The organism is Streptomyces sp. CB02923 (assembly GCF_001905005.1).
Lineage (GTDB): Bacteria > Actinomycetota > Actinomycetes > Streptomycetales > Streptomycetaceae > Streptomyces.
In genome coordinates this window covers 815,173-841,052 of sequence record NZ_LWKZ01000024.1, presented here as the reverse complement: position 1 = coordinate 841,052, position 25,880 = coordinate 815,173, and the positions used below count along the sequence as shown (strand labels likewise).

27 protein-coding genes are annotated in these 25,880 nt (G+C 72.1%); 10 read left to right on the top strand and 17 right to left on the bottom strand.

All coding sequences use genetic code 11. The features are described 5' to 3' along the window. The first annotated feature begins 124 nt into the window (after nt 1-124). The 3 genes from A6A06_RS26900 to A6A06_RS26890 are packed head-to-tail and all read left to right on the top strand — an operon-like array spanning nt 125 to nt 4,041. Entirely contained in the window at nt 125-1,423 is a 1,299-nt protein-coding gene (locus A6A06_RS26900) for an ATP-grasp domain-containing protein (RefSeq protein WP_073764102.1), read from the top strand. 59 nt (nt 1,424-1,482) lie between these two features. Next, the gene (locus tag A6A06_RS26895; RefSeq protein ID WP_073764101.1) at nt 1,483-3,516 is read left to right on the top strand and encodes a CocE/NonD family hydrolase; all 2,034 of its coding nucleotides are present in this window, start codon (nt 1,483-1,485) and stop codon (nt 3,514-3,516) included. Between the two features lie 18 nt (nt 3,517-3,534). Then, nucleotides 3,535-4,041, top strand: a complete 507-nt coding sequence (locus A6A06_RS26890; RefSeq protein ID WP_073764099.1) for a metallophosphoesterase family protein — start codon at nt 3,535-3,537, stop codon at nt 4,039-4,041. Between the two features lie 11 nt (nt 4,042-4,052). Here the strand turns inward: A6A06_RS26890 and A6A06_RS26885 are convergent, their stop codons facing one another. From A6A06_RS26885 to A6A06_RS26825, 15 genes are all read right to left on the bottom strand, one after another. After that, on the bottom strand, nt 4,053-4,820 hold the full coding sequence (locus A6A06_RS26885; RefSeq protein ID WP_073764097.1) for a sirohydrochlorin chelatase: 768 nt from the start codon (nt 4,818-4,820) through the stop codon (nt 4,053-4,055). A 3-nt stretch (nt 4,821-4,823) separates the two neighbouring features. Further along, nucleotides 4,824-5,822, bottom strand: coding sequence for an ABC transporter permease (locus A6A06_RS26880; RefSeq protein WP_073764095.1), 999 nt, complete (start codon nt 5,820-5,822; stop codon nt 4,824-4,826). Continuing rightward, on the bottom strand, nt 5,809-6,648 hold the full coding sequence (locus A6A06_RS26875) for an ABC transporter ATP-binding protein (RefSeq protein WP_073764093.1): 840 nt from the start codon (nt 6,646-6,648) through the stop codon (nt 5,809-5,811). The genes A6A06_RS26880 and A6A06_RS26875 overlap by 14 nt, the downstream gene beginning before the upstream one ends. Nucleotides 6,649-6,682: 34 nt before the next feature. Next, the gene (locus A6A06_RS26870) at nt 6,683-7,786 is read right to left on the bottom strand and encodes an ABC transporter substrate-binding protein (protein WP_073764091.1); all 1,104 of its coding nucleotides are present in this window, start codon (nt 7,784-7,786) and stop codon (nt 6,683-6,685) included. 102 nt (nt 7,787-7,888) lie between these two features. Beyond that, nucleotides 7,889-8,026: a hypothetical protein gene (locus tag A6A06_RS42115; RefSeq protein WP_199931172.1), complete on the bottom strand. Its 138-nt coding sequence runs from the start codon at nt 8,024-8,026 to the stop codon at nt 7,889-7,891. A 1-nt stretch (nt 8,027) separates the two neighbouring features. Further along, on the bottom strand, nt 8,028-9,377 hold the full coding sequence (locus A6A06_RS26865) for a sulfate adenylyltransferase subunit 1 (RefSeq protein ID WP_073764089.1): 1,350 nt from the start codon (nt 9,375-9,377) through the stop codon (nt 8,028-8,030). After that, on the bottom strand, nt 9,377-10,366 hold the full coding sequence (gene cysD, locus A6A06_RS26860; RefSeq protein ID WP_443333782.1) for a sulfate adenylyltransferase subunit CysD: 990 nt from the start codon (nt 10,364-10,366) through the stop codon (nt 9,377-9,379). The genes A6A06_RS26865 and cysD overlap by 1 nt, the downstream gene beginning before the upstream one ends. Further along, complete coding sequence (gene cysC / locus A6A06_RS26855) at nt 10,363-10,896, bottom strand: adenylyl-sulfate kinase (protein ID WP_073764676.1); 534 nt, start codon at nt 10,894-10,896, stop codon at nt 10,363-10,365. Before cysC ends, cysD begins: the two co-directional genes overlap by 4 nt. Before the next feature lie 68 nt (nt 10,897-10,964). Next, the gene (locus tag A6A06_RS26850; protein ID WP_073764085.1) at nt 10,965-11,672 is read right to left on the bottom strand and encodes a phosphoadenylyl-sulfate reductase; all 708 of its coding nucleotides are present in this window, start codon (nt 11,670-11,672) and stop codon (nt 10,965-10,967) included. Beyond that, a complete protein-coding gene (locus tag A6A06_RS43050; RefSeq protein ID WP_073764083.1) occupies nt 11,669-11,866 on the bottom strand; it encodes a hypothetical protein in 198 nt (65 codons plus the stop codon). The genes A6A06_RS26850 and A6A06_RS43050 overlap by 4 nt, the downstream gene beginning before the upstream one ends. Beyond that, entirely contained in the window at nt 11,863-13,560 is a 1,698-nt protein-coding gene (locus A6A06_RS26840) for a nitrite/sulfite reductase (RefSeq protein WP_073764081.1), read from the bottom strand. The genes A6A06_RS43050 and A6A06_RS26840 overlap by 4 nt, the downstream gene beginning before the upstream one ends. A gap of 194 nt (nt 13,561-13,754) precedes the next feature. Further along, entirely contained in the window at nt 13,755-13,838 is an 84-nt protein-coding gene (locus tag A6A06_RS43805) for a putative leader peptide (protein ID WP_312024626.1), read from the bottom strand. Nucleotides 13,839-14,110: 272 nt separating this feature from the next. After that, on the bottom strand, nt 14,111-14,677 hold the full coding sequence (locus tag A6A06_RS26835) for a GNAT family N-acetyltransferase (RefSeq protein ID WP_073764079.1): 567 nt from the start codon (nt 14,675-14,677) through the stop codon (nt 14,111-14,113). A gap of 135 nt (nt 14,678-14,812) precedes the next feature. Then, nucleotides 14,813-16,093, bottom strand: a complete 1,281-nt coding sequence (locus tag A6A06_RS26830) for a GAF domain-containing protein (RefSeq protein ID WP_199931171.1) — start codon at nt 16,091-16,093, stop codon at nt 14,813-14,815. A gap of 543 nt (nt 16,094-16,636) precedes the next feature. Further along, nucleotides 16,637-18,319: an acyl-CoA dehydrogenase family protein gene (locus tag A6A06_RS26825; RefSeq protein ID WP_073764075.1), complete on the bottom strand. Its 1,683-nt coding sequence runs from the start codon at nt 18,317-18,319 to the stop codon at nt 16,637-16,639. 18 nt (nt 18,320-18,337) lie between these two features. Between A6A06_RS26825 and A6A06_RS26820 the strand changes: the two genes are divergently transcribed. Further along, entirely contained in the window at nt 18,338-19,546 is a 1,209-nt protein-coding gene (locus A6A06_RS26820; protein ID WP_199931170.1) for a YihY/virulence factor BrkB family protein, read from the top strand. Nucleotides 19,547-19,642: 96 nt separating this feature from the next. Here A6A06_RS26820 and A6A06_RS26815 read toward each other — a convergent pair whose 3' ends face one another. Then, complete coding sequence (locus A6A06_RS26815) at nt 19,643-19,873, bottom strand: DUF7848 domain-containing protein (RefSeq protein WP_073764073.1); 231 nt, start codon at nt 19,871-19,873, stop codon at nt 19,643-19,645. A gap of 105 nt (nt 19,874-19,978) precedes the next feature. Here A6A06_RS26815 and A6A06_RS43800 point away from each other — a divergent pair, with 105 nt between their 5' ends. The 6 genes from A6A06_RS43800 (at nt 19,979) to A6A06_RS26795 (ending at nt 23,852) form a co-directional block, all read left to right on the top strand. Next, nucleotides 19,979-20,269, top strand: a complete 291-nt coding sequence (locus A6A06_RS43800; protein ID WP_338015954.1) for a hypothetical protein — start codon at nt 19,979-19,981, stop codon at nt 20,267-20,269. Further along, nucleotides 20,266-20,559, top strand: a complete 294-nt coding sequence (locus A6A06_RS43795; RefSeq protein WP_338015953.1) for a hypothetical protein — start codon at nt 20,266-20,268, stop codon at nt 20,557-20,559. The genes A6A06_RS43800 and A6A06_RS43795 overlap by 4 nt, the downstream gene beginning before the upstream one ends. A 149-nt stretch (nt 20,560-20,708) precedes the next feature. Next, on the top strand, nt 20,709-20,879 hold the full coding sequence (locus tag A6A06_RS42110; RefSeq protein ID WP_199931169.1) for a hypothetical protein: 171 nt from the start codon (nt 20,709-20,711) through the stop codon (nt 20,877-20,879). An 88-nt stretch (nt 20,880-20,967) separates the two neighbouring features. Further along, on the top strand, nt 20,968-21,663 hold the full coding sequence (locus A6A06_RS26805; protein WP_073764071.1) for a restriction endonuclease: 696 nt from the start codon (nt 20,968-20,970) through the stop codon (nt 21,661-21,663). Nucleotides 21,664-22,168: 505 nt separating this feature from the next. Further along, entirely contained in the window at nt 22,169-23,281 is a 1,113-nt protein-coding gene (locus A6A06_RS26800) for a hypothetical protein (RefSeq protein WP_199931168.1), read from the top strand. 58 nt (nt 23,282-23,339) lie between these two features. Next, nucleotides 23,340-23,852 carry an RICIN domain-containing protein gene (locus A6A06_RS26795; protein ID WP_242440951.1) on the top strand — a complete coding sequence of 171 codons (513 nt, stop codon included), beginning with the start codon at nt 23,340-23,342 and terminating at the stop codon, nt 23,850-23,852. A gap of 104 nt (nt 23,853-23,956) precedes the next feature. On the opposite strand, the gene A6A06_RS26790 is transcribed toward A6A06_RS26795, so the two are convergent. Then, on the bottom strand, nt 23,957-25,741 hold the full coding sequence (locus A6A06_RS26790) for an IclR family transcriptional regulator domain-containing protein (RefSeq protein WP_073764067.1): 1,785 nt from the start codon (nt 25,739-25,741) through the stop codon (nt 23,957-23,959). Between the last annotated feature and the right edge of the window lie 139 nt (nt 25,742-25,880).

The following is a 25,880-nucleotide window of genomic DNA, read 5'->3' as shown; positions in this document are numbered from 1 at the left end:
TGAGCAACCCACCCGCCCCACCAGCCCTCTCCCGCTCCGCCACCCGGCAGGCGCACCGAGGTTTGCCGGGACTCCCGCGGGTACCCGCGTGCCTCGCCGGACAGTGAGCCGTAGGAGGACGCCGGTGAGCGTGAAGAACATCTTCGTACTCGGGCTGGAAGAGGCCAACCTGCCCGCGCTCAACGACGTGCCCGACGCGGACCGGTACCGCTTCCACCCGCTGCTCACCATCAGGGAACTCCAGGTCGGCGAGGTGTCCGTACCCGGTCTCCTGGAGAAGGCGCAGCGCGTGCTGGACTCCTTCGACGGCGGCATCGACGCCGTCGTCGGTTACTGGGACTTCCCGGTGAGCACCCTCGTGCCGATCCTGAGCGAGCGCTACGGCACCCGCAGCACCAGCCTGGAATCCGTCGTCAAGTGCGAGCACAAGTACTGGAGCCGGCTGGAGCAGGAGAAGGCCGTCGGCACCCACCCGAACTTCGGGCGCGTCGACCTCCACGCGGACCCCCCGCGCCCGCCCGCGGGCGTCGGCTTCCCCATGTGGCTCAAGCCGGCCCTCGCGTACTCCTCGGAACTGGCCTTCGGCGTCAAGGACGAGGACGGGTTCCGGGCGGCCGTCGCCGAGATCCGCGAGGGCATCCACCGCGTCGGCGAGCCCTTCGAGTACATCCTCGACCGCCTCGACCTCCCGCCGGAGATGGCGGGCGTCGGCGGTCAGGTCTGCCTGGCGGAGGAAGCGCTGTCCGGCATCCAGGTCGCGGTCGAGGGCTACGTCCACGACGGCGAGGTCACGGTCTACGGCGTCCTGGACTCCATCGACTACCCCGGCAGCTCGTCCTTCCTGCGCCACCAGTACCCCTCGACGCTCCCCGAGCCCGTACTGCACCGGCTGCGCGACGTCACCGCCCGCGTCATGCGGCAGATCGGGATGCAGGAAGCGACGTTCAGCATCGAGTACTTCTACGATCCGCACACCGACGAGATCAACGTGCTGGAGGTCAACCCCCGGCACTCCCAGTCGCACGCCGAACTGTTCCAGTACGTCGACGGCGCCCCCAACCACCACGCCATGCTGCGTCTCTCCCTCGGCGAGGACCCGGCCATGCCGCACCGCGCGGGCCGCTACCGGACGGCCGCCAAGTGGTACTACCGGTGGTTCACCGACGGCGTCGCCTGCGAGCTGCCCTCCCGGGAGGACGTCTCGCGCATCGAGAAGGAGATGCCGGGCACGCGGATCCACGTGATTCCCGAGCCGGGCCAGCACCTGTCGGACATGGACGAGCAGGACAGCTACAGCTTCGAACTGGCCCATGTCGTCACCGGGGGCGACAGTGAGGAGGAGCTGCGCGAGAAGTACGACCACTGCGTGGCGGCCCTGCACCTGGCCTGCGAGAAGGCCGGACCCGCCGGCCGGGACAGCTGACGGCCGACGGGCCCGGCCGCGCCGACCGCACCGCACGACAGCAAGGAGAAGGCCGCCCCATGCGTTTCGTCAGCAACCTGCCCTGCGCGACGACGGAGGAGGACCACGTCACCATCCCGGCCTCCGACGGCACCCGCCTGTCGGCGCGCATCTGGCGTCCCACGGCGTCCGACGAGGAACCGGTGCCCGCGGTCCTGGAGTACATCCCGTACCGCAAAGGGGACCTGACCGCCGTCCGCGACTCGATCCACCACCCCTACATCGCCGGTCACGGCTACGCCTGCGTCCGCGTCGACCTGCGCGGCACCGGCGAGTCGGAAGGGGTCCTCAAGGACGAGTACCTGGAACAGGAACAGGCCGACGCCGAGGACATCCTCGCCTGGCTGGCCGCGCAGCCCTGGTGCGACGGCACCACCGGCATGATGGGCATCTCCTGGGGCGCCTTCGCCGCACTCCAGGTCGCCGCCCGGCAGCCCGCGAGCCTGCGCGCCATCGTCATCGCGTCCTTCACCGACGACCGGTACGCCGACGACATGCACTACATGGGGGGCCAGCTGCTCTCCGACAACCTGGCCGAGGCGGGCACCATGTTCGCCTACGCCACCTGCCCGCCCGACCCGGCCGTGGTGGGCGGCCGCTGGCGCGGCATGTGGCGGGAACGGCTGGAGAACACCGAGCCGTGGGCCCTGCAGTGGATCCGCCACCAGCGCCGCGACGACTACTGGCGGCACGCCTCGGTCTGCGAGGACTACAGCTCCGTACGCTGCCCGGTCCTCGCGTCCAGCGGCTGGGCCGACGGCTACTCCAACGCCGTGACGCGGCTGCTGGGCAACCTCGGCGTACCGCGCAAGGGCCTGATCGGCCCCTGGTCGCACAAGTTCCCCCATCTGGGCGTACCCGGGCCCGCCATCGGCTACCTCCAGGAAGTCGTGCGCTGGTGGGACCACTGGCTCAAGGGCGCCGACAACGGCGTCATGGACGGGCCGATGCTCAGCGCCTGGATGCAGGACAGCGTGCCGCCGTCCACGTCCTACGCGACCCGGCCGGGCCGCTGGGTCGGCGAGCCGGAGTGGCCCTCCCCGAACATCCGCTCCGCCTGCCGCCCGCTCTTCCGGCACCGCATCGGCGCCGACGGCGAGGAGTGCGGCGAACGGGGCTGCACCGTGCTGACCGTGCAGTCGCCGCTGTCCGTCGGCCAGTTCGCCGGCAAGTGGGCCTCCTACAACGCGCCGCCGGACCTGCCGTACGACCAGCGCGAGGAGGACGGCGGGTCGCTGGTCTTCGACAGCGACCGGCTCACCGAACGCGTGGAGATCCTCGGCTCGCCCACCGTCGAACTGGACCTGTCGGTCAGCGAACCCGTCGCCATGGTCGCCGCCCGGCTCTCCGACGTGGCCCCCGACGGCCGGGCGACCCGCGTCACCTACGGCGTGCTCAACCTCGCCCACCACGAGACGGTCGGCGACCCGCAGCCCCTGGAACCCGGCCGGCGCTACCGGGCCACCGTCCAGCTCAACGGCGTCGCCCAGGCCTTCCCGCCCGGCCACCGCATCCGGCTGTCGCTGTCCACCACCTACTGGCCGCTGGCCTGGCCGCCGCCCCGGCCCGCCACGCTCAGCGTGCACGAGGGCACCAGCACCCTGACCCTGCCGGTACGGCCCGTCACCGAACCGGACCGGCTGCCCCCGCGCCCCTTCGGCGACCCCGAGGGCACCCGCCCGCTCACCACCACCCAGCTGACCCCGCCGGAGGAACGCTGGGAGGTCAAGCGCGACCTGGTCGGCTACAACTCCGAGCTGGAGATCGTCAAGGACGGCGGGCTGACGCGCCTGGAGGACACCGGCATGGAGGCCGGACGGCGCGCCTACGAGCGGTACGCCACCGTCGCCGACGACTTCACCTCCGCCTCCGGCGAGACCGCCTGGACCATGCGCTTCCGGCGCGGAGAGTGGGACGTACGAGTGGTCACCCACCAGAAACTGCGGTGCGGCGAGAAGGAGTTCCACATCGACGCCACCCTGGACGGCTACGAGAACGACCGCCGCGTCTTCTCCCGCACCTGGAACGAGACGCTGCCACGCGACTGCCTGTGAGAGGGATACGGTCACCCCGTGCGCCTGCTGCTGATGTCCGACACCCACCTGCCCAAACGCGCCAAGGCCCTGCCGCCGGAACTGCTGGAACAGGTGGCGCGCGCCGACATCGTCGTACACGCCGGGGACTGGGTGGACACCGCCACCCTGGACCTGCTGGAGGAACGCTCCCGCAGGCTCCTCGGCGTGTACGGCAACAACGACGGCCCGGAACTGCGCGCCCGGCTCCCGGAGGTGGCGTACGCCGAACTCGGCGGCCTGCGCTGGGGCGTGGTCCACGAAACCGGCCAGAAGCAGGGCCGCGAACGCCGCTGCGCCGAGCAGTACCCCGGCCTCGACGTCCTCGTGTTCGGCCACAGCCACATCCCGTGGGACACCACGACGGCCGACGGCCGCCTGCGCCTGCTCAACCCGGGCTCACCGACCGACCGCAGGCGCCAGCCCCACTGCACGTACATGACGGCGGAAGCCGCGGCGGGCAGACTCGGCGAGGTACGCCTGCACCGGCTGCCGCCGCGCGCCTGAAGGCGGCCTGTTCACGCCACGAGCGCCCGCACCACCCGGCCCAGCGCCTCCTCGTACCGCCGGGTCAGCAAGCGGGCCAGTTCCGGTGCCGGGCCCAGGACGTCCGCCAGTATCTCGGCCCCGGCTTCCTCGGCGCCGTGCGCGATGCGGTCCGGGAGGCGGCCGGGGGCGATGACGTAGGGGGCCACGGCCACCCGTTCGGCGCCGTCGGCGCGCAGGGACCGTACGGCGTCGGCCGTGTGGGGGAGGGAAGCGGAGGCGAACGCAGGCCGCACGGCATACCAACCGGTGGTACGCCGCCACTCCCGCGCGATTTCAGCGAGCACTGCGCTCGCCTCCGGGTCGGAGGAGCCCGCCGAGGCCAGCACGACCCCGGTCGTGCGCCGGTCGCCGGGGCGCACTCCGGCTTCGTACAGCCGCCGTTCCAGCGCGGCGGTCAGCAGCGGGGAGGGGCCGAGGACGTCGGCCTGCCGGACGGTGAGGCGGGGCAGCCGGGCGGCGGCCTCCCGCAGCACCGCCGGGACGTCCGTCTTGGCGTGGAACGCGCGGGTGAGCAGCAGCGGCAGGGCCACCACGTCCCGTACGCCGTCCGCCGCCAGCCGCTCCAGCGTCCGGGGCACGCTCGGCGCGTTGAAGTCGAGGAAGGCCACCTCGACGCGCAGGCCGGGCCGCAGCGCCCGCACCCGCGCGCAGAGCGCGGTGATGGCCGCCGCGTGCCGCGCGTCGCGGCTGCCGTGGGCGATGACGAGGAGGGCGGGGCGGGCGGGGCGGGCGTCCATGGGTCAGCTCTTCACCAGCAGGCCGCGGCTGCGCAGCACTCGCCGCTCGATCGGCGCGAAGATCAGCAGCTCGATGCCGATGCCGACGATCAGGATCAGCAGGATCGCGGACAGTACCCAGGACATGTCCTGGAGTTCACGGCCCTGTTCGAGGAGCTGGCCGAGGCCGGTGCCCAGGTCGGCGGCGTTGACGATGAGTTCGGCGGCCATCAGGGAGCGCCAGGAGAACGCCCAGCCCTGCTTGAGGCCGGCGAGGTAGCCGGGCAGCGCGGCGGGCAGCAGGACGTGCCGTACGCCCGTCAGACCGCGCGCGCCGATCGTACGGCCCGCCCGGAGGTAGAGCGGTGAGATCTGGTCGACACCGGCGACCAGGCCGTTGGCGATCGAGGGGACCGCGCCGAGCAGCACCACCGCGTAGATCGTGGCGTCGCTCAGACCGAACCAGATGATGGCGGCGGGCACCCAGGCCACCGAGGGCAGCGACTGGAGGCCGCTGAGGATCGGGCCGATCGCCGCCCGTACCGGCTTGACGCGTGCGACCAGCAGGCCGAGCGGCGTGCCGATCGCCACCGAGGCCAGGAAGCCGAGCGCGCCGCGCGACACGCTCGTCCACACGTAGTCGAGCAGCGTCCCTTCGAGCCACTTGTCCTGGAGCGAGCGGGCCACGTCGACCGGGCTGGGCAGCAGGTAGTGGTCCTTGAGCTCGAAGTGGTAGGCGAGCTGCCACAGGCCGAGGACGAGGGCGACGGCGACGACCGGCGGCACGGCCTTGGAGACCAGCGTCCGCAGCCAGGGCTGGCGGTCGGTGACGGAGGTGTCCAGGGCGTCGAGCCCGGCCTCCAGTCCGGCGAGGTCGCCGGAGCCGTCCGGCTTCGCGGCGGTGGGAGCTTCCTCGGTGGCGGCGGGTGCCGCCTTCGCGGCGGGGTCCGGTGACGCGTCGGCCGCGGGCCCGGCGGTGCTTTCGGCGGCCTCGGCGGCCGCCCCGGTCTCAGTGCTGGCCATGGCGGCGGATCTCCCCACGGAGCTGTTCGGTGATCTCTACGGAAAGGTCGGCGACCGCCGCGTCCTCGATGCGGCGCGGATGCGGAATGTCCACGGTCCACTCGCGGGCGATCCGGCCGGGCCGGGAGGACAGCAGCACCACCCGCTCGGCGAGCCGCACCGCCTCCCGGACGTTGTGGGTGACGAACAGGACGGACAGGCCGCCGCTGCCGGAGGCGCTGTCGTTGGCGTCCCGCCAGATGCGGGTCAGCTCGTCGTGCAGCACATCGCGCGTGATGGCGTCGAGCGCCGCGAACGGCTCGTCCATCAGCAGCAGTTGACTGTCCTGCGCCAGTGCGCGGGCCATCGCGACCCGCTGCCGCATACCGCCCGACAGCTCGTGCACCCGCTTGCCGTACGCGCCCTTGAGCCGTACGAGTTCCAGCAGCCGCTCGGCCTCGCCGCGGCGCTCCGCGCGCGGCACCCCCCGCAGCCGCAGCGCCAGCTCGATGTTGCGGCCCGCGGTGAGCCACGGGAACAGCGCGTGCTCCTGGAACATCAGGGCCGGGCGGCCGCCGGGCGTCGCGATGCTGCCCGCGGAGGGCCCGTCGAGCCCGGCGACGAGGTTGAGCAGCGTCGACTTGCCGCAGCCCGACGCCCCCAGCAGGCACACGAACTCGCCCGGCGCGACATCGATGCTGATGTCGTCCAGCACGTGCTGCTGCGCGCCGGGGCGGCCGAACGACTTCGAGACATGGTCGATGCGAGCGGCGTACGGAGCGGTGCCGTCCGCGTCCGCCGTGGCGGACGCCCGGCTGCCGGGCTTGCTCAGCGTGGTGGTCGTCATCGGTGTCACCTCCTGGGGATGCGGTGCGGCGGGACTACTCACTGCCGAGTCCGGCGTCGTCGACCGCCGGCTTGCCCTCGGCCTTGAGCACCTTGTTGAGCAGCGTGAGGTCGTAGATGCCCTTGAGGGCGGGCTTCTTCAGCAGGCCCGCCCGGACCGCGTGGTCCGCCTCCAGCTGGAGGGTGGCGGCCAGCGGATCGTCGGTGACGTCGGTGTTGCGGAACGCCGGGTCGATCACGGACGGGGGCAGCGCCTTGCCGGACGCGGTGGCCAGCTTGTCGTTGAGCGCCTGCTTGGCCTCGCCCGGGTGGGTCCTGATGTACGTGTTGGTCTTCACCGAGCCGCGCAGCACCGCCTCGACGGCCTTCGGGTGCTCCTTGAGGAACTTCTGCGAGACGATCACGTTCGTGATGACGAACTTGCCGTCCTTCCACAGCTTCTTCTCGTCCAGCAGCACCTTGCCGCCCTCCTCGACCAGCTTGGAGGCGGTCGGCTCGGGCACCCACGCGGCGTCGATGCTGCCCTGCCGGAAGGCGACCGGGGCGACCTTGTTCTCGGTGCGCTGGACGGTCACGTCGCCCTTGCCGGTGGTGGGATCGACCCGGTAGCCCTTCTCGGCCAGGTAGTTCAGCAGCGCCACGTCCTGGGTGTTGCCCAGCTGCGGCGTGGCGATCGTCTTGCCCTTGAGGTCGTCCAGGTTCTTGATCTTCTTCGGGTTGACGACGAGCGAGACGCCGCCGGACGCCGACCCAGAAATGATCTTCAGGCTCTTGCCCTTGGACGTGGTCCAGCCGTTGATCGCGGGGGACGGGCCGATCCAGCCGATGTCGATGGCACCGGAGTTCAGCGCCTCGATCTCCGCCGGGCCCGCGTTGAACACCGACGGCGCGAACTTGGTACCGCCCAGCTCCTTCTGGAAGAAGCCCTTCTGGTCGCCGACCAGCGCGGTGGCGTGCGTGGTGTTGGCGAAGTAGCCGACCTTGATCTTGTCCAGGCCGTCGATTTTCGGCCCCTTGGCCGCGACCGCGCCCTGGTCGTCCTGCTTGGCGCGCGAACCGTACCCGCACGCCCCCAGGGCGCCGGTCAGCAGAGGGACGACGGCGAGGGCCGCGAGGAGGCGGTGGCGTACGGCTGGCACGGGAGGGGGTCCTCTCGGAGGGCCGGGCGGCGGACGCCTACGGCGGGCCCGGCGGTGCGGTGGATCTTCGGAAGGGAGGCGTGAGGGGTGCGCGGCGGTACGTCATCGGCGCACACATCGCCCGACGCCGCCCTGGCCACTGCCCAGGGCCCCGCTGCCGATCCGGCCGCCTTCCTTGGCGAAGGTCGAGAACGCGTCCGCGAAGGTCGCGAGGGCGTCCGGAGCCAGGGGATCGCTCATGTCAGAAGTCCCATTCCGCGTCGTCGTCCGACGCCGCCGCCGCGGCCTCGGCCGCCTCGGCGAACGCGGACCCGGCCATTCCTGCGGTCAGCGTGGTGCCGTCGGCGGGGTCGATGAGCAGGAACGATCCGGTGCGGCGGGAGTCGGCGTAGGGGTCCAGGGCGAGGGGTTCGGCGGTGCGCAGGGTGATGCGGCCGATGTCGTTGGCGGCCAGTTCGCCGGGGGCGGGGTGCTGGGAGAGGTCGTCGAGGGTCAGCCGGGACGGGATGTCCTTGACGATCGCCTTGACCGTACGGGTGGTGTGTTTGAGCAGCACCCGCTGGCCGGCCTTCAGCGGTCGGTCGGCGACGTGGCAGACGGTGGCCTCGATGTCGCGGGTGACGGCGGGCGGCGCGGCGGCCGGGGCGATCAGGTCGCCGCGGGAGATGTCCAGGTCGTCGGCGAGGCGGACGGTCACCGACTGCGGCGCCCAGGCCACGTCCACCGCCTGGCCCAGCACGTCCAGCGCCGCCACGGTGCTGGTCCGGCCCGAGGGCAGCACGGTGACCGGGTCGCCGGTGCGCAGCACACCCGAGGCGATCTGCCCCGCGTAGCCGCGGTAGTCGGGCAGTTCGGGAGTCTGTGGACGGATGACGTACTGCACCGGGAAGCGCGCCGGGTCCTGGGAAGGGTCGGCCACCACCGGCACGCTCTCCAGGTGCTCCAGCACGGTCGGCCCGCCGTACCAGTCCATGTTGGTGGACGGGGTCACGACGTTGTCGCCGGCCAGCGCGGAGATCGGGATGGCGGTGATCTCCGGTACGCCCAGCGAGGCGGCGTAGGTGGTGAACTCTTCGGCGATGGCCGCGAAGACGGGCTCGGCGTAGGCGGCCAGGTCCATCTTGTTGACGGCCAGGACGACGTGGGGGACGCGCAGCAGGGCGGCGACGGCGGCGTGGCGGCGGGTCTGCTCGACGACGCCGTGGCGGGCGTCGACCAGCACCACGGCCAGCTCGGCGGTGGAGGCGCCGGTGACCATGTTGCGGGTGTATTGCACATGGCCGGGGGTGTCGGCGAGGATGAAGCGGCGCCGGGGCGTGGCGAAGTAGCGGTAGGCGACATCGATGGTGATGCCCTGCTCCCGCTCGGCCCGCAGCCCGTCGGTCAAAAGGGCCAGGTCGGGCGCCTCCTGGCCGCGGCCCAGCGAGGCCCGCTCGACGGCTTCGAGCTGGTCGGCCAGCACCGACTTCGAATCGTGCAGCAGCCGCCCCACCAGGGTGGACTTGCCGTCGTCCACCGAGCCGGCGGTGGCGAAGCGCAGCAGCGAGGTGGCCGTGGCGGCCACGTCGACCGGATCGACAATCGTGCTCATTAGAAGTACCCCTCGCGCTTGCGGTCCTCCATGGCGGCCTCGGACAGTTTGTCGTCGGCCCGGGTGGCGCCCCGCTCGGTCAGGCGGGAGGCGGCGATCTCGGCGATGACGGCCTCGATGGTGGCCGCGTCGGAGTCGACGGCGCCGGTGCAGGACATGTCGCCGACGGTGCGGTAGCGCACCTGCCGCGTCTCGACCCGCTCGCCGTCCCTGGGGCCGCCCCAGGCGCCGGGCGCCAGCCACATGCCGCCGCGGGCGAAGACCTGGCGCTGGTGGGCGTAGTAGATGGCGGGCAGTTCGATTTTTTCGCGGGCGATGTACTGCCACACGTCCAGTTCGGTCCAGTTCGACAGGGGGAAGACGCGCACGTGTTCGCCGGGGGAGTGGCGGCCGTTGTAGAGCTGCCACAGTTCGGGGCGCTGGCGGCGCGGGTCCCAGCCGCCGAACTCGTCGCGCAGGGAGAAGACGCGTTCCTTGGCGCGGGCTTTTTCCTCGTCGCGGCGTCCGCCGCCGAAGACGGCGTCGAAGCGGTTCGCTTCGATGGCGTGCAGCAGCGGCACGGTCTGCAGCGGGTTGCGGGTGCCGTCGGGGCGCTCGCGCAGCTCGCCGCGGTCGAGGAAGTCCTGGACGGAGGCGATGTGCAGGCGCAGGCCGTGGCGGGCGACGGTGCGGTCGCGGTAGTCGAGGACTTCGGGGAAGTTGTGGCCGGTGTCGACGTGCAGCAGCGCGAACGGCACCGGCGCGGGGGCGAAGGCCTTCAGGGCCAGGTGCAGCATCAGGATGGAGTCCTTGCCGCCGGAGAAGAGGATCACCGGCCGCTCGAACTCCCCCGCCACCTCACGGAAGATGTGCACCGCCTCCGACTCCAGCGCATCCAGATGACTCAGCGCATACGGATTGTCGGCGTCCCCGGTGTCCCCGGCGTTCCGGTTGTTCCGGGCCTCGCCGGAGTTCCCGGCGCTCGTGCTCACGGCAGCGGCGGTCCTCATGCCAGTCCCCTCTCGGCGAGCAGCGCGTACAGCGCCGCCGCGGACTCCTGCACGGTCTGGGTGTGCGACGCGATCCGCAGATCGGGCGCCCCGGGTGCTTCGTACGGGTCGTCGACGCCGGTCAGCCCGGATATCTCGCCCGCCGCCTGCTTGGCGTACAGGCCCTTCACGTCCCGCTCGGAGCACACCTCGACCGGCGTGGCCACGTGGACCTCCAGGTACGGCGTGCCCTCGCGCTGGTGGCGCTTGCGCACCGCCTCCCGCGAGTCCGCGTACGGAGCGATCACCGGCACCAGTGCCGTGACGCCGTTGCTCGCCAGCAGCTCGGCGACGAAGCCGATGCGCTGCACGTTGGTGTGCCGGTCCTCCCGGCTGAAGCCCAGACCCGCCGAGAGGAACTCGCGGATCTCGTCGCCGTCCAGCACCTCGACGCGGTGGCCCTCGCCCCGCAGCCGTTCCGCCAGCGCGTACGCGATCGTGGTCTTGCCGGCGCTGGGCAGTCCGGTCAGCCACACCGTGGCGCCCGTCATCTTTCGCTCCTGAAGGTCCTGGATTTCCTTGCGGTCCGGCTCCTGATGGCCGGACACCCCGGGGCCGCTCATCCGTGCAGCCCGCATTCGGTCTTGTTGCTGCCGGCCCAGCGGCCGGCCCGCGCGTCCTCGCCCGCCAGTACCCGGCGGGTGCAGGGCGCGCAGCCGACCGAGGCGTAGCCGTCCAGCAGCAGCGGGTTGGTGAGCACGCCGTGCTCGGCGACGTACGCGTCCACGTCCTGCTGCGTCCAGCGCGCGATCGGCGAGACCTTCACCTTGCGGCGCCGCGCGTCCCAGCCCACCACGGGCGTGTTCGCGCGGGTCGGCGACTCGTCGCGGCGCAGCCCGGTCGCCCAGGCGTCGTAGCCGGCCAGGCCCGCTTCGAGGGGCTGGACCTTGCGCAGCGCGCAGCACAGGTCCGGGTCGCGGTCGTGCAGCTTCGGCCCGTGCTCGGCGTCCTGTTCGGCCACCGTCCGCCGCGGCGTGAGGGTGATGACGTTGACGTCCATCACCTCGGCGACCGCGTCCCGGGTGCCGAGGGTCTCCGGGAAGTGGTAGCCGGTGTCGAGGAAGACCACGTCGACGCCGGGGAAGGCGCGCGAGGCCAGGTGCGCGACGACCGCGTCCTCCATGGAGGAGGTGACGCAGAAGCGCCGGCCGAAGGTCTCGGCCGCCCACGTGAGGATCTCCAGCGGGGACGCGTCCTCCAGGTCGCGGCCGGCCTGCCCGGCGAGCGCCGCCAGCTCGGTCTCCGTACGTTCCTGAGTTGCCGTCATGTACTGCTGCCCCCTTGGCGTGTGTCGTGCTGCCGGGCCTGGGCGGTGACGCCCTTGGTCAGCAGTCCGAGGAACGAGAGCCGGAACGCGCGGTTGCATGCCCCGCATTCCCAAGCGCCATGCCCTTCCTCGGAAGGGCGCAGATCCTCGTCCCCGCAGTACGGGCAGTAGAACGGCGCGGCCCGCCCGCTCACTTCAGCGCACCCTCTTCCGCGCGGGCGGCCCAGGTGGCGAACCGTTCGCCCTCCTCGCGCTGCTCCTGGAAGTGGGTCAGCACCCGCTCGACGTAGTCGGGCAGCTCGTCGGCGGTGACCTTCAGGCCGCGGACCTTGCGGCCGAAGCCCGCCTGGAGGCCGAGCGCGCCGCCGAGGTGCACCTGGTAGCCCTCGACCTGGTTGCCGTCCGCGTCCAGCACCAGCTGGCCCTTGAGGCCGATGTCCGCGGTCTGGATGCGGGCGCAGGCGTTCGGGCAGCCGTTGATGTTGATCGAGACCGGTTCTTCGAAGTCCGGCATCCGGCGCTCCAGCTCGTCGATGAGCGAGGCGCCGCGCGCCTTGGTCTCGACGATCGCCAGCTTGCAGAACTCGATGCCGGTGCAGGCCATCGTGCCGCGCCTGAAGGGCGAGGGGCGGACCTGGAAGTCCAGCGCCTCCAGCCCCGCGATCAGCGGCTCGACCTGGTCCTCGGTCACATCGAGGATGATCATCTTCTGCTCTACGGTGGTGTTCAGCCGGTCCGAGCCGTGGGTGGCGGCCAGTTCGGCGATCTTGACCAGGGTCGCGCCGTCCACCCGGCCGACGCGCGGGGCGAAGCCCACGTAGAACCGGCCGTCCTTCTGGCGGTGCACGCCCACGTGGTCCCGCCAGCGGCTGCTGGGCTCGGCGGGCGCGGGGCCGTCGGCCAGCTTCCGCTTCAGGTACTCGTCCTCCAGCACCTCGCGGAACTTCTCCGGGCCCCAGTCGGCGAGCAGGAACTTCAGCCGGGCGCGGTTGCGCAGCCGCCGGTAGCCGTAGTCGCGGAAGATCCCCACCACACCGGCCCAGACCTCGGCCACGTCCGCCAGCGGCACCCACGCGCCCAGCCGTTCGCCGAGGCGCGGGTTGGTGGACAGGCCGCCGCCCACCCACAGGTCGAAGCCGGGCCCGTGCTCGGGGTGTTCGACGCCCACGAACGCGATGTCGTTGATCTCGTGGACCACGTCCTGCACCGGCGAGCCGGAGATCGCCGACTTGAACTTCCGCGGCAGGTTGGAGAATTCTTTGCTGCCGATGAAGCGCCGCTCGATCTCCTCGATCGCGGGCGATCCGTCGATGATCTCGTCGGCCGCGATGCCGGCGACCGGCGAACCGATGATCACCCGGGGGCAGTCGCCGCACGCCTCGGTCGTCGACAGGCCGACGGACTCCAGCTTCTCCCAGATCGCCGGGACGTCCTCGATGCGGATCCAGTGCAGCTGGATGTTCTGCCGGTCGGTGATGTCGGCGGTGCCGCGCGCGTACTCCTGGGACACCTCGCCGATGGCCCGCAGCTGCGCGACGCTCAGCCGTCCGCCGTCGACGCGGACGCGGAGCATGAAGTGCTTGTCGTCCAGCTCCTCCGGCTCCAGGATCGCGGTCTTTCCGCCGTCGATCCCCGGCTTGCGCTGGGTGTACAGGCCCCACCAGCGCATCCGGCCGCGCAGGTCGCTGGGGTCGATCGAGTCGAAACCGCGCTTGGAGTAGATCGTCTCAATGCGTGTCCGCACGTTGAGACCGTCGTCGTCCTTCTTGAACTGTTCGTTGCCGTTGAGCGGGGTGAAGTGACCTACGGCCCACTGGCCCTCACCGCGGTGGCGTCCGGCCTTGCGGCGGGTCGTGGCGGGACCGGTTCGTTCAGGGGTGGCGGCCATGGCGGTATGTCCTTCTGGGCGGCTCGGTGAGGGCGGGGGCGGGCAGCGGCAACCCGGCCGTGACCTGCAAGGACGCGCCTCGTCGCAGAGCGGCGCGAGGTGCTGGTGCGAGGGGGTCCGGGGCAGGTCGGATCAGGGAAGCCCGCGCGTCCGCGACGATGGGGACGGCGAAAAAGATGACGTTGCTGAGGCTGTCAGCCCGCCGGACAGATGGCGCTGGACATGCGGCCGAGGTCGACGTGCCGCCGACTCACCAAGGCAATTCCAGCTGTAGACATGACGGAAGCGTGTCACGGCGCTCTTGAGCCAGTCCACCGTCTTCCAGAATATGGACGAGAGTGTCCCGAATGGCGGGATGGCGTGGTGCCGGTCACGCCGCGGAAGGACGGGCTCCGCGCCCCGTCCTCCCCTTTTCCCGGTCTTTTTCCGGTCCTCTCCGGTCCTCTCTCGGTCCCGTATCCGGCCCCTTCCCCGGTCCTTTTCCCGGCCCCTTTCCCGCCTGCTCGGCGGAATTCGGAACCGCCGGTCAGGCGACCGGTCAGGCGGCCGGTCAGGCGCCCGGCCACGGACCCGGAGTCGGTTTCTCCGTTTCCTCCGCCGACTCGGTCGCGGACACCCGGAAGCCGCGGCGCCGGTAGTTGTCCAGCGCGTGCGGACCGTCCTTGCTGCACGTGTGCACCCACACCCGCCGGGTCTTCGCCCGTTCCGGCCACCGCTCCGCCAGGTCCCAGGCCCGCGCGGTCCCGTACGCCAGCAGGTGCCCGCCGATCCGCCGTCCCCGGAAGGCCGGCAGCAGCCCGAAGTAGCTGATCTCCACCACCCCTTCCGCCTGCGCGTCCAGTTCCACGAACCCGGCCGGCGTGTCCCGCTCGTACGCCACCCAGGTCTCCACACCGGGCCGCCCGAGGAACTCCTCCCACTGCCGGTACGACCACCCCAGCCGGTCGGTCCAGGCGATGTCCCCGCCGACGGACGCGTACAGGAACCGGCTGAACTCCGGGGAGATCACCTCCGCCCGCGCGATCCGCACCCGCTGTTCCTCCGGGGGAGCGGAGGCGGGGGCGAGGTCGCCGGGCGCGGTCTGTTCGAGGTACCAGGTGGTCACGGTGAGCGTCATGGGCCCAGCACATCACAGCGCACCGGCCGCAGAACCGGCCGTACGGGCGCTCGACCGGGGCTCGGCCCCGGCTCGCCCCCCCGGTCACGCGTGCCGGACCCGCGCCCGCTCACGCCGTCCGCTCACGCCGCCCGCTCACGCCGTCCGCGCCGCCACCACCGCCGGAGCCGTCGAATGCGGCAGCAGGTCCACCGGGCGCGGCGGCAGGCGCAGGTCCACGTCCACCCCGTCGGCGAAGCGGTACGGGCGGTGCGCCAGCACACTCGCGAGATGGCGGCGCAACCGGGACAGCTCGGCCCGTACCGTGACCGTTCGGGCGCGGTCCCCGAAGAGGTCCTGTGCCAGGTCGGCCGCGCTGCGCCCCTCCGGCCGGTGTGCCAGTACGAACAGCACCTCCGCGTGACGGGGGCTCAGCTCGTGCGTCCAGCTGCCCGCCGGGCCGGTGACGGTGACCGCCGGGCGGGCGCGGTTGCCGAGGTCCAGCAGCACCCGGCTGGCCCGGGGCTCCTCACCCTGCGGCGCGCCGACACGTATCAGCCAGCCGCCGGGCAGCGGCTCCAGCGTGCACATGCCGTAGCGCGGCAGCCACAGCGGCCCGGCCTCGGGGGACTTGGGCAGCGCGACCCGGTCCGGCGGCGCCAGTCCGGTGACCGCCGCCGTCCAGCCGTCCTTGTCGACGGCCAGTGCCTGCCCGCCGAGCCGGGCCAGTACGGGCGCGGCGCTCGCCCGCAGCCGGTCCAGCGCGCCGTGGTGCCGGTCGCGCAGCTCGCTCTCCGCGAGCCGGGCCACCGCGGAGACCAGCGACAGGGTGGTGGGGTGGAAGGTGTGTGCCGGGCCGCTCACGTCCACTATGCCCAGCAGCCGCCCGTCGCGCGGGTCGTGCAGCGGTGCCGCCGCGCAGGTCCACTGGTGGTGGGTGCGGACGAAGTGCTCGGCGGTGTGCACCAGGACGGGGCGGCGGGCCACCAGCGCGGTCCCTATGGCGTTGGTGCCGACGATGTCCTCGGTCCAGTCCGCGCCCTTGTCGAAGCCGTGCCGGTCGGCCATCCGCCGGACCGGCGCGCAGCCCTCCCGCCACAGCACCCGGCCCTCGGCGTCCGTGACGACCATGATCTGCTGGGCGGCGTCGGCGGCCGGCAGCAGACCGCTGTTGAACAGGGGCAGCAGTGACGCGAGCCGGGAGCTGTGCCGCCGGTGTTCCAGCTCCTCCACGGTCAGCGGGCGTTCGCGGCGGTCCCGGTCGGGATCGACGCCGCGGTCCAGCGCCCGGCGCCAGGACTCGCAGATCACGGTGCGGGTGCCGGTGGCCGTCGGGGCACCGCAGAGCGCGGCCTCACGGAGGGAGGCGAGCCGTCGCGTCGTCTCGCGTACCTCCTGGGCCGACCAGATACCCATGTCGCTCGGTCTGTCGCTCACGCTGTTCTCTCCGTTGTGCACTGTCCGCGGTTGCCGCCCATGGTGCCGTCACCGGGCCCGTCCGAACGGGGGATTGCGTCAATTGGTTGCAACCGGCTGCAACTGTTGTGGCGTATGACGGCGGCGGGGAAGGTGACCGGCACGGCGAGAGGAGGCAACGTCATGGTGACCGTCATTCCTCGTGCCGTCGTGTCCGGTGCGGCGAACGGCCTCCGGACGGCCCGCGCTACGCGCCGCCACGGTGTCCGGCGCCCGGCCGCCGTCCCCGGGGCGCCGCCGGGTGCCGCCGCGTTCCGGAGGCCGCGTACGAGCCCCCGCGGCAACGGGTGACAGCAGACCTCGCGGGCCGGTCCTGAGGGCCGGTCCGAGACCGGGGAGCGGCGCCGGGTCGGCGCGGCACCGCTCCCCGCCCACACGGTGGCGGGCCCCGGGCCCCACCCCCCTCTTCCGGGAACGGGGCCCGCCACCGCGTACGTCCCCGGCGTACGTCCCACCACATACATTCCCGGCGTACGTCCCCCCCGTGTACGTCCCCCGCGTCCGTCAGCGCCCGGGTCCGGGCCCCGCCACCGGCCGGGCCCGCTCCACGATCGCGCGCAGGGCGAGTGTGTGCGGCAGGGTGCCGAAGGAGGCGCCGTGGTCGACGCCCAGGCGTGCGGCGCAGAACGCGTCGGCGACCTCGGGCGGCGCGTACCGTACGAGCAGTGAGCCCTGTAGCACCAGCGCCATCCGCTCCGCCAGGCGCCGGGCACGGGCCTCGATGCCCTCCAGGTCGGCCAGTTCGGTCAGCAGCCCCTTGATCGCGCCGTCCAGGCGGTGGTCGGCGCCCCGGGCCGTACCGATCTCGGTCAGGAACGCGTGCAGGGCCGCCGGTTCGCGGCGCAGCGCCCGCAGCACGTCCAGTGCCTGGATGTTGCCCGACCCCTCCCACACCGAGTTCAGCGGCGACTCGCGCAGCAGCCGCGGCATCCCGGACTCCTCCACGTAACCGTTGCCGCCCAGGCACTCCAGCGCCTCGGCGGCCACCGGCGTGCAGCGCTTGGCCACCCAGAACTTGGCCGCCGGGACCGCCAGCCGCAGGAAGGCGCGCTCCTGGTCGGTGTCCGCGTCGTACGCCGCCGCCAGCCGCAGCGCCAGCGCCGTCGCCGCCTCCGACTCCAGCGCCAGGTCCGCGAGGACGTTGCGCATCAGCGGCTGTTCGGCGAGCGGCCTGCCGAACGCCTGCCGGTACGCGGTGTGGTGCAGCGCCTGCGCCACCGCCTGCCGCATCACCGCCGCCGAGCCCGTCACGCAGTCCAGCCGGGTCGCCGCGACCATCTCGATGATCGTCGCCACCCCGCGCCCCTCCTCGCCGACCCGCCGCGCCCAGGTCGTGCCGTCGAACTCGACCTCGGCCGACGCGTTCGAGCGGTTGCCGAGCTTGTTCTTCAGCCGCTGGATGCGGAAGGAGTTGCGGCTGCCGTCCGGCAGCACCCGCGGCAGCAGGAAACAGGAGAGCCCGTCCTCGTCCACCCGCTGCGACGTGTCCCCGGACGTCCGCGCCAGCACCAGGAACGCGTCCGACATCGGCGCGGAACAGAACCACTTGTGCCCGGTCAGTACGTACTCACCGTCGGCGGACAGGGGCTCGGCGACGGTGCCGACCGCCCGTACGTCGCTGCCGCCCTGCTTCTCCGTCATCGCCATCCCGGCCAGCGCGCCCGGCTTGTCCGCCACCGGCCGCAGCCCCGCCTCGTACACCCGGGAGGTCAGCCGCGGCTCCCACTCCGCCGCCAGCGCCGGGTCGGCCCGCAGCGCCGGCACCGCCGCGTGCGTCATCGACAGCGGGCAGCCGTGGCCCGCCTCGGCCTGCGTCCACACCAGGAACCCGGCCGCGCGCCGGACGTGCCCGGCCGGCCGCGACCAGGCGTCGGTGAGCCCGGCGGAGACGCCGCGCCCCAGCAGCCGGTGCCACGACGGGTGGAATTCCACCTCGTCGACCCGGTTGCCGTACCGGTCGTGGGTACGCAGAACGGGTGGATGGCCGTCGGCCTGCGCGCCCCAGCGCTGCGCGTGGGCCGAGCCCGCAGCCCGGCCCAGTTCGCCCAGCTCCCGTCGCACCTCGCCCTGGAGAGCGGGCGGGACGTGCCGCGCGACGCCCTCGGTGAGCGCCGCGTCCGCGGCGAAGACGTCGTACCCGACCAGGGGCGGAGGCTGGTTCGTGACCGTATGAGTGGTGGCTGCCATGACAGATACGGTAAGGAGGTGCAGCCAGTGAAAGAAGCAGCGCAGCGGCCGTCCGGCCGTCTGCACAGGGCCCGGGTCCTGTACCGGAACGTCTCCAAACGGCGCCTCGCCTGGCTGCTGCTGAAGGACACCGTCCACTCGTGCATGGAGTACCGCGTCACCGGGCTCGCCGCCGAGGCGGCGTTCTTCTGCCTGCTGTCGCTGCCGCCCCTGCTCCTCGGCTTCATCGGCCTGCTCGGCTACATGGAGCCCTGGATCGGCCAGGAGACCATCGACCACATCCGCGAGAACATCCTCAGCGCCTCCGACACCCTCCTGTCCAGCAAGGGCGTCAACGAGATCGCCCGGCCGCTGCTCGACGACATCTTCACCGGCCGCCGCCCGGACGTCGTCTCCCTGGGCTTCGCCATCGCCCTGTGGTCCGGCTCCCGCGCGGTCAACGTCTTCGTCGACACCATCACGATCATGTACGGCCTGGACGGGCGGCGCGGCATCGTCCGGACCCGGCTGCTGGCCTTCGTGCTCTACCTGGCCGCGCTGGTGGTCGGCGCCGTCGCGCTGCCGCTGATGGTGGTCGGTCCGGACACCGTCGTCAGCTGGATGCCGGCGAGCGGGACCGCCATCCGCATCCTGTACTGGCCGGTCGTCCTGATCCTGTCGGTCGCCTTCCTCACCACGCTGTACCACGTGTCCGTGCCGGTGCGCTCGCCCTGGCGCGAGGACATCCCGGGCGCGGTCGTCGCCCTCGCCATGTGGGTACTGGGCAGCCTGCTGCTGCGCGTCTACCTGACGCAGACCGTCGAAGGCCCGACGATCTACGGCTCGCTGGCCGCGCCGGTCGCGGTCCTGCTGTGGATCGGCGTCTCCGCCTTCGCGGTCCTGGTGGGCGCGGCCATGAACGCCGCTCTCGACCGGGTGTGGCCCTCGGTCGCCACCGCGGCGGGCCGCGCCGAGAAGGTACGCCGTGCCCGCGAGGTGGCCGCGGCCCAGCGCGCCGCCCTGGCCGCCGTCGGCCTGGGCGCCACGGCCGCCTCCGGAGAGGCCGCCCTCACCGGCGACTCGCAGCCGGACGACGAGGAGGACGACGACGGCGACGAGGACGACGACCCGGGCGCGCCGCCCCCGGCTGAATACCCCGAACGCTGGGCGCACTTCCTGCCACCGGCCGACGTCCGGGCACGACTGCACACGTACACGAAGCGGCACTGGCGGCACTGGCGGCACTGAGGGGCATGCTCGCCCCGTAGGGCTGCACCCGGCGGAGCCTCGCCCTGCAGGGTGAACATTCCGTACGACGAACCAGAGCGGACAGGAAGCGGGTGGTCACCCCTCCCGGGTCACCCGCGCATGGTCGGAGACCACACGCCGGAACAGGTCGTGGCCGGTCAGACCGCTGTGGCGCAGTGCCCACTGCTGAGCCGGGTCCTGGTCCTCCTGAGGGCCGGACTCGGCGTCGCACCCGGCGGCTGTGCAGAAGGCTTCGTAGGAGACGCCGCCTTCCGGTACGTGCCGGATCGTATGGGGCACATAGCGGTAGACGGCGTGGGTGCTCACTGGTGGCCTGCCGGATGGCGTCGCAGGCGGCTGGCCGACGCGGAACTGACACCCCATGCACGAAACCGCGAGGACGCCTGTCGGGCGTTGGGAGTGGGTGAAGAGATGATCTGGCCGCAGTCGGTCAAGGACCGCGTCAAGAGCGGGTACGACCGGGAATTGGTGCACAGCTATCCGTACCGCTCCGCCTGTCCCTCCGATGTATGGGGCGAACTGATCCGGGGCGCGGACAAGGAACTGTTCTTCGCGGGGTACACGAATTACTTCCTGTGGTCGCAGGTGCCGGCGTTCTCCGAGACGCTGCGGCGGAAGGCCGGCGCGGGATGCCGGGTACGGTTCCTGATCGGTGATCCGGAGGGGGCGTCACCCGGGACCGGGAGCGCGCGGAAAAGGTGACGCTGACGGTCTCGACACGGATCCGTACGACGCTGGAGCAACTGGACCGTACGGGGCCGGCGGACGGTCTGGAAATCCGGTTCAGCGCTGCCGAGGACGCCGTGTATCACCTGGGTCTCTCGGTATTCCGCTTCGATGACGACGCGTTCGTGACGCCGCACCTTGCCCGGCTGGTGGGGCATGATTCGCCGTTGCTGCATTTGCGCAGGCAGGGGGACGGCGGAATGTTCGACCGGTTCGCCGAACACGCCGAGGAATTGTGGGCGCAAGGGAGTCGCGTGCCCGCGTAGGGCGGTGCGCGGGGCCCTATGTACTGAATTCGGGTGATCGGGCGCGCGGAGTGGCGGTGGCGAGGGGCGGGGCGGCAGGCGGTGCCGCATGGTGCTTTCCGAGGTCTGGTGATTCCGCCGCCTTTCGCCGCCTGTTCCTTGGGAGATCCGTGCATCCGGTGCTGATGTCGTCGGCCGCGCTGGTGGCGGTGGTGTTCGTCGTGGTGGCGGTCGTGCTGGCTGTGGCGCGGGATCTGGAGAATGCCCGGCGGCGGCGCGTGCGGCGCCTTGGTGATCATGGATCGGCTTTCGCGGGGCAGAAGACGGACGAGGAACCATGACCGTCGTGGAAGTGAAGGAGCACCGCCTGTGGCCGCACCCGCGGGAGTTGACGGGACATCACTCCGGTCTCGTGTCCGTACGTACCCGATGCGGCGGACGGTCTTCGTCCTGGCCGTGGTCGGCGTGCTCGTGTGCGGCGGGTTCCTCGCCGTCCGCGAGGCCGCCCGGTGGGCGGCGGAGCACCCGGGCCCGGCCCTCGCCGTGGGCGCCGTCGCCCTCCCGCTCCTCCTCGCCCTGATCGTTGTGGCGGCCCGCGGCATGCCGCGCCTGCGTGAACTGCGGCGCGCGGCACGGGCGGGGAGGGCGGAGGTCGAAGCCGAGGCGGAGGTGGCTCTGGCGGCAGCGGCGGAAGAAACCGCCGTCGCGCCCGACACCGCGCCCATGGCCGCCCCGTGGAGCATCGAGGACTTCCTCGCCATGGACGCGGACGCCTTCGAGCAGGCGATAGCCCGCCTCTGCGAACGGGACGGCTGCCGGGACGTACAGGTCGTCGGCGGCGCGGGGGACCTGGGCGCGGACGTCCTGGCCACCGCGTCCGACGGCCGCCGGATCATCATCCAGTGCAAGCGGTACAGCGAGACGAACAAGGTCGGCTCCCAGGACGTCCAGCGCTTCGGCGGCACCTGCTACACGGTGCACGAGGCCGAGATCGCCGCCGTCGTCACCACGAGCGCTTTCACCGGACCCGCCGCCGACTACGCCCGTACCTGCGGCATCCGCTGCTTCGACGGCGACCGGCTCGCCGCGTGGTCGAAGGGGACCGGACAGGCGCCTTGGGCGTGAGGGGCGCACGGTCCGCCGTCGGCCCCGGACACACACCACTGCGGGAAGACGCGTCAGGTCCGGCCTAACGAGGAGGCATTAGGTCTTCGTTAGAAAAGCATCGCGTGCCGGTGGAATTCTTTCGGTACCGGGTGGGCCGGTCGCCCGCCCGGACCGTGACACACGAATTCCCGACCCCCGGCGTACGCCGACGATGCCACGTCTAAGGACAGTTGTGACCACTTCACCGCCTTCGGGAACCACCGGGTTCCGCTCCTCACGGACCCGACGCCGAGCCTGGATGTCCGGGGCCGGCCTGGCCACCGCGGCTGTCGTCTCCGCCGTGTCCCTGGGTACCGGCCCGGCGGCGTCGGCGCACTCCGCCGATTCCGTACCCTCCGCATCAAAACCCTCCGCATCGAACCCCTCCGCATCGAAAACCGCGGCGGGAACCACGGAGACGGCGACCGGAAAGCCGCCCGCGGGCTTCAGCTCGTGGAATGAACTGGCCACCGCACAGGAACCCTTGAGCCGGGCGGCCCATGCCATCGAGAAGACGCTCGACGGATCTCAGGCGTTCTCCGGCATCACCCTGTCCGTCGAGACCAACTCCGTAACCCTCTACCACAAGGGCGATGCCGGACGGGTCGAGGCCGCGGTGGCGCCGCAGCGGGCCAAGGGCGTGCGGGTGATCCTGCGGGCCGCGCCGTACAACCGGGCCGAACTGCGCGAGGCGTCCCGCGCCCTCGTCGGGAAGCCGCTGACCATCGACGGCCGGCCGGCCACGGTGCACGCGGCGGGCCCCCGCTCCGACGGGTCGGGAATCCTGGTCCAGGGAGCGCCGCGGGCCACGGCCGGGCAGGCGCGTTCCGCGCTGCGTGCCGTGACCCCGGACGTGCCGTGGAGCGGAACCGTCACCCCGGCGCCGACCGCGCTGGAGTCCCGCGAGCAGGACGTGCCCCTGCCCTCCGGCGGAAGCCTGCTGCGGCGGACCTATAAGGGCGGCCCGATCTGCACCGCGGGCTTCTCGGTCTGGTCGCCCCAGGCGAACACCGACTACCTGATGACTGCCGCGCACTGCGGTGAGGTCGGCAAGCAGTGGTACGCCGGCGACCTCGACGTCAAGGCCGGCACGACGGAGCATCGGTGGGAGAAGAACGACACCGCGCTGATCGCCACGCACCACGGCGGGCAGCACAACTTCACCGTGTGGGCCGGCCAGCCCATCTACCGTCAGCTCCAGCAGCTTCGCGAGGTGAAGGACGCACGGCACTCCGTCGTGGGTGAGTACCTCTGCGCGTCCGGTTCGCTGTCCGGGGAGATCTGCGGCCTGAAGGTCGTCGAGGGCAAGCACTTCGTACGGGTGACCAAGGACATGGACCTGGTCGAGGTCTACCTCCTGAAGCAGACGGAGAAGCGCACCACGGCGATGAAGGGGGACAGCGGCGGCCCGGTGTTCTCCTACAACGTGGACGGCTCCGTCGTGGCGCGGGGCCTGATCAGCGCCGGTACCGGCACGCCCACGAAATGCAGCAATCCCGCCGCGAACAACTCTCCGGCCGACTGTTACCAGAACATCTACATGACCGACGTGGTGGACGCGCTCAGCCACATCAACGGCCTGCAAATCCACAACTGACGCCATGAGCGTCCAGGCTTTCCCCCCCCCACCCAAAAACTCCCAGTGGAGATGAGCAGTGAAGATTTCGGTGAAGAAGAAGACCGGCGTCATCGGCGCCCTGGTCGCCGCGGCCTGTATGACCGTCGTGGCAGCGCAGTCTCCGGCGTCCGCAGCGTCCTTGCGCGCCGCGAGTTCGGCCAAGACCCTCACGAACTGGCAGACCGGATACTGCCTCGACGGCGACGTCAAGGGAGCCGTTTACACCTCCAAGAACAGCAACGGCTGCGGCGCGAACAACCCCTACCAGCGCTGGAATTTCTACACCGGGACCAACGGTGTGATGCTGCAGAGCAGCAAGACTGGCCTCTGCGTCGCGGGCGGGGGACCGGGGAGTGACCGCGTGAGCGCCGTCTCCTGCAACTCGGACGACCCCAAGCAGTGGTGGGAGCAGAGATACCTGATGGACGACGTGTACGCGATGATCAATTACCAGAACAGGCGCGCCCTGGACTCCAACCTGAACGGCAACGCGTACACGAGCACCTTCTCCGACTCGAACTCCTACATGAAGTGGTTCATACCGAGCTGATGCCCCGGTGAGGACCACGGAGCGGCCGGGTCGTCGCGGTGCGGGGCGTAGCGGGGCGTTGCGGGGCGTAGCGGGGCGGTGCGGGACGGATGGCGACCGGAGTATCAGGTGAGCGCGATCCGTACGTACCGCCCCGCCGTGTGCAGGTCCGCCTCGATGCGGGCGGCGGCCGTGCGCAGGGGCGGCAGGAGGGCGTCGCGGTCCTCGGCGGGTGAGCGGCGGCCCGCGTGGGTGGAGACGTTGACGGCGGCCACGACGCGGCCGTGCCGGTCGCGTACGGGTACGGCGATCGACCGCAGGCCCTCCTCCAGTTCCTCGTCCACCAGGGCGTACCCGTCCTCGCGTGCTTCTTCCAGGACGGCGGCGAGGCGTTCGGGGGAGGTGATGGTGTGGCGGGTGAGCGGGGTGAGGCCGGCGCGGGCCAGGTGGGCGGCGCGTTCCGCCGGTGGCAGGTCCGCGAGCAGGACCCGGCCCATGGAGGTCGGGTACGCGGGGAAGCGGGTGCCCACGGTGATGTTGACGCTCATGATCCGTACGGTGGGGACCCGGGCCGCGTACTGGATGTCCGTACCGGACAGCACCGCCATCGACGCGGAGTCGTGCACCTGCTCCACCAGCGTGGCCAGGTGCGGCTGGGCGATGTCCGGCAGCGTCAGGCCCGAGAGCGGGGCGAAGCCCAGCTCCAGCACCTTCGGTGTGGGGCGGAAGAGCCGGCCGTCCGAGGCGAGGTAGCCGAGGTGTTCGAGGGTGAGCAGGGCGCGGCGCGCGGTGGCGCGGGCCAGGCCGGTGGCCTCCGCCACGGCGGTCAGGGGGAGCGCGGCCCGGCCGGCGCCGAACGCGGTGAGGGTGAGCAGACCACGGGCCAGGGATTCGACGAATTCCGGGCCCAGTTCCTGTTTCGAGGCGCGCATCCAGGAGGCGTGCCGGGTGGCGGACAGGCCGGAAGGCCCAGGCGGTCCGGGCGGTCCGGAAGGCCCAGGCGGTCCGGGGGGTCCGGGCGGTCCCGACGGGGTGGCGCAGGCGAGGGGTGCCGGGTCGGCGAGGGCCCGTTCCATCTCGGCGATGGTGTCGCGCAGCCGGGGGAGCACGGCGGCCGGGAGGTCGCGGGCGGCGAGGCGGCTGGTGTGGCTGACGACGCTCACCGCGCACACCGGGCGGCCCCGGGCATCGCGGACGGGCATGGCGATGGCGACCAGGCCCGGTTCGAGCAGCTGGTCGTCCAGTGACCAGCCGTCGGTCCGGGCCGCTTCGACCCGGGAGGTGAAGTCCGCGGCGATGTCCGCGGCGGCGTCTGCGGCGGCGTCCGCCGGTCCGGTACCGCCGCTCTCGTACCGGCGCGGCGGTACGGCCGGGAACCCGGCGTCCGTGGGGTCCGCCGCACGCCGCTGCCGCCAGCGCCGCCAGGCGTCCTCGTCCCAGTCACCGGCGAACAGCGCGCCGACCGCGCCCCGTTCGGCGGGCAGCAGGTCGCCGATGCGGAACGCGAGCGACATCGCGCGCCGCCGCGTCGCCTGGTGGACGAAGCGCACCCCGTCGCCGTCCGGCACGGCGAGCGAGACCGACTCGTCGAGCGCGTCGGCGAGCCGCTCGGCGGCCGGGGCGAGCCGGTCGGGCAGCTCGGAGGCGGCCAGGTAGGCGTTGCCGAGTTCCAGCAGGCCGGGCGCGAGCACCGCGTCCCGGCCTTCGACGCGTACGTGGCCGAGGCGGGCGAGCGTGCTCAGTACGCGGTCGACGGTGGAGCGCGCCAGGCCGGTTGCGCGGACGAGGTCGACGACCGCCTGCCGTCCGCCGCCCGCGGAGAGCGCGCGCAGCACGGACAGGCTGCGCATCAGCGGGCCCACCGCCTCCGGTGGCGGTGGTGACGGCGGGTCGGCGGCGGGGTGCGTCATGGGCTCTCCACGGTGCGGAAATCTCGTCGGAACCGTACCCGCTGCGCCGTTGACAGGGCCGGGAGAGGGGTTCAAACTCAGGGCACGTCGATTATGAACGAAAGTTCATCTGGCGAACAAGAGGGGCGGGGCGGTGCGT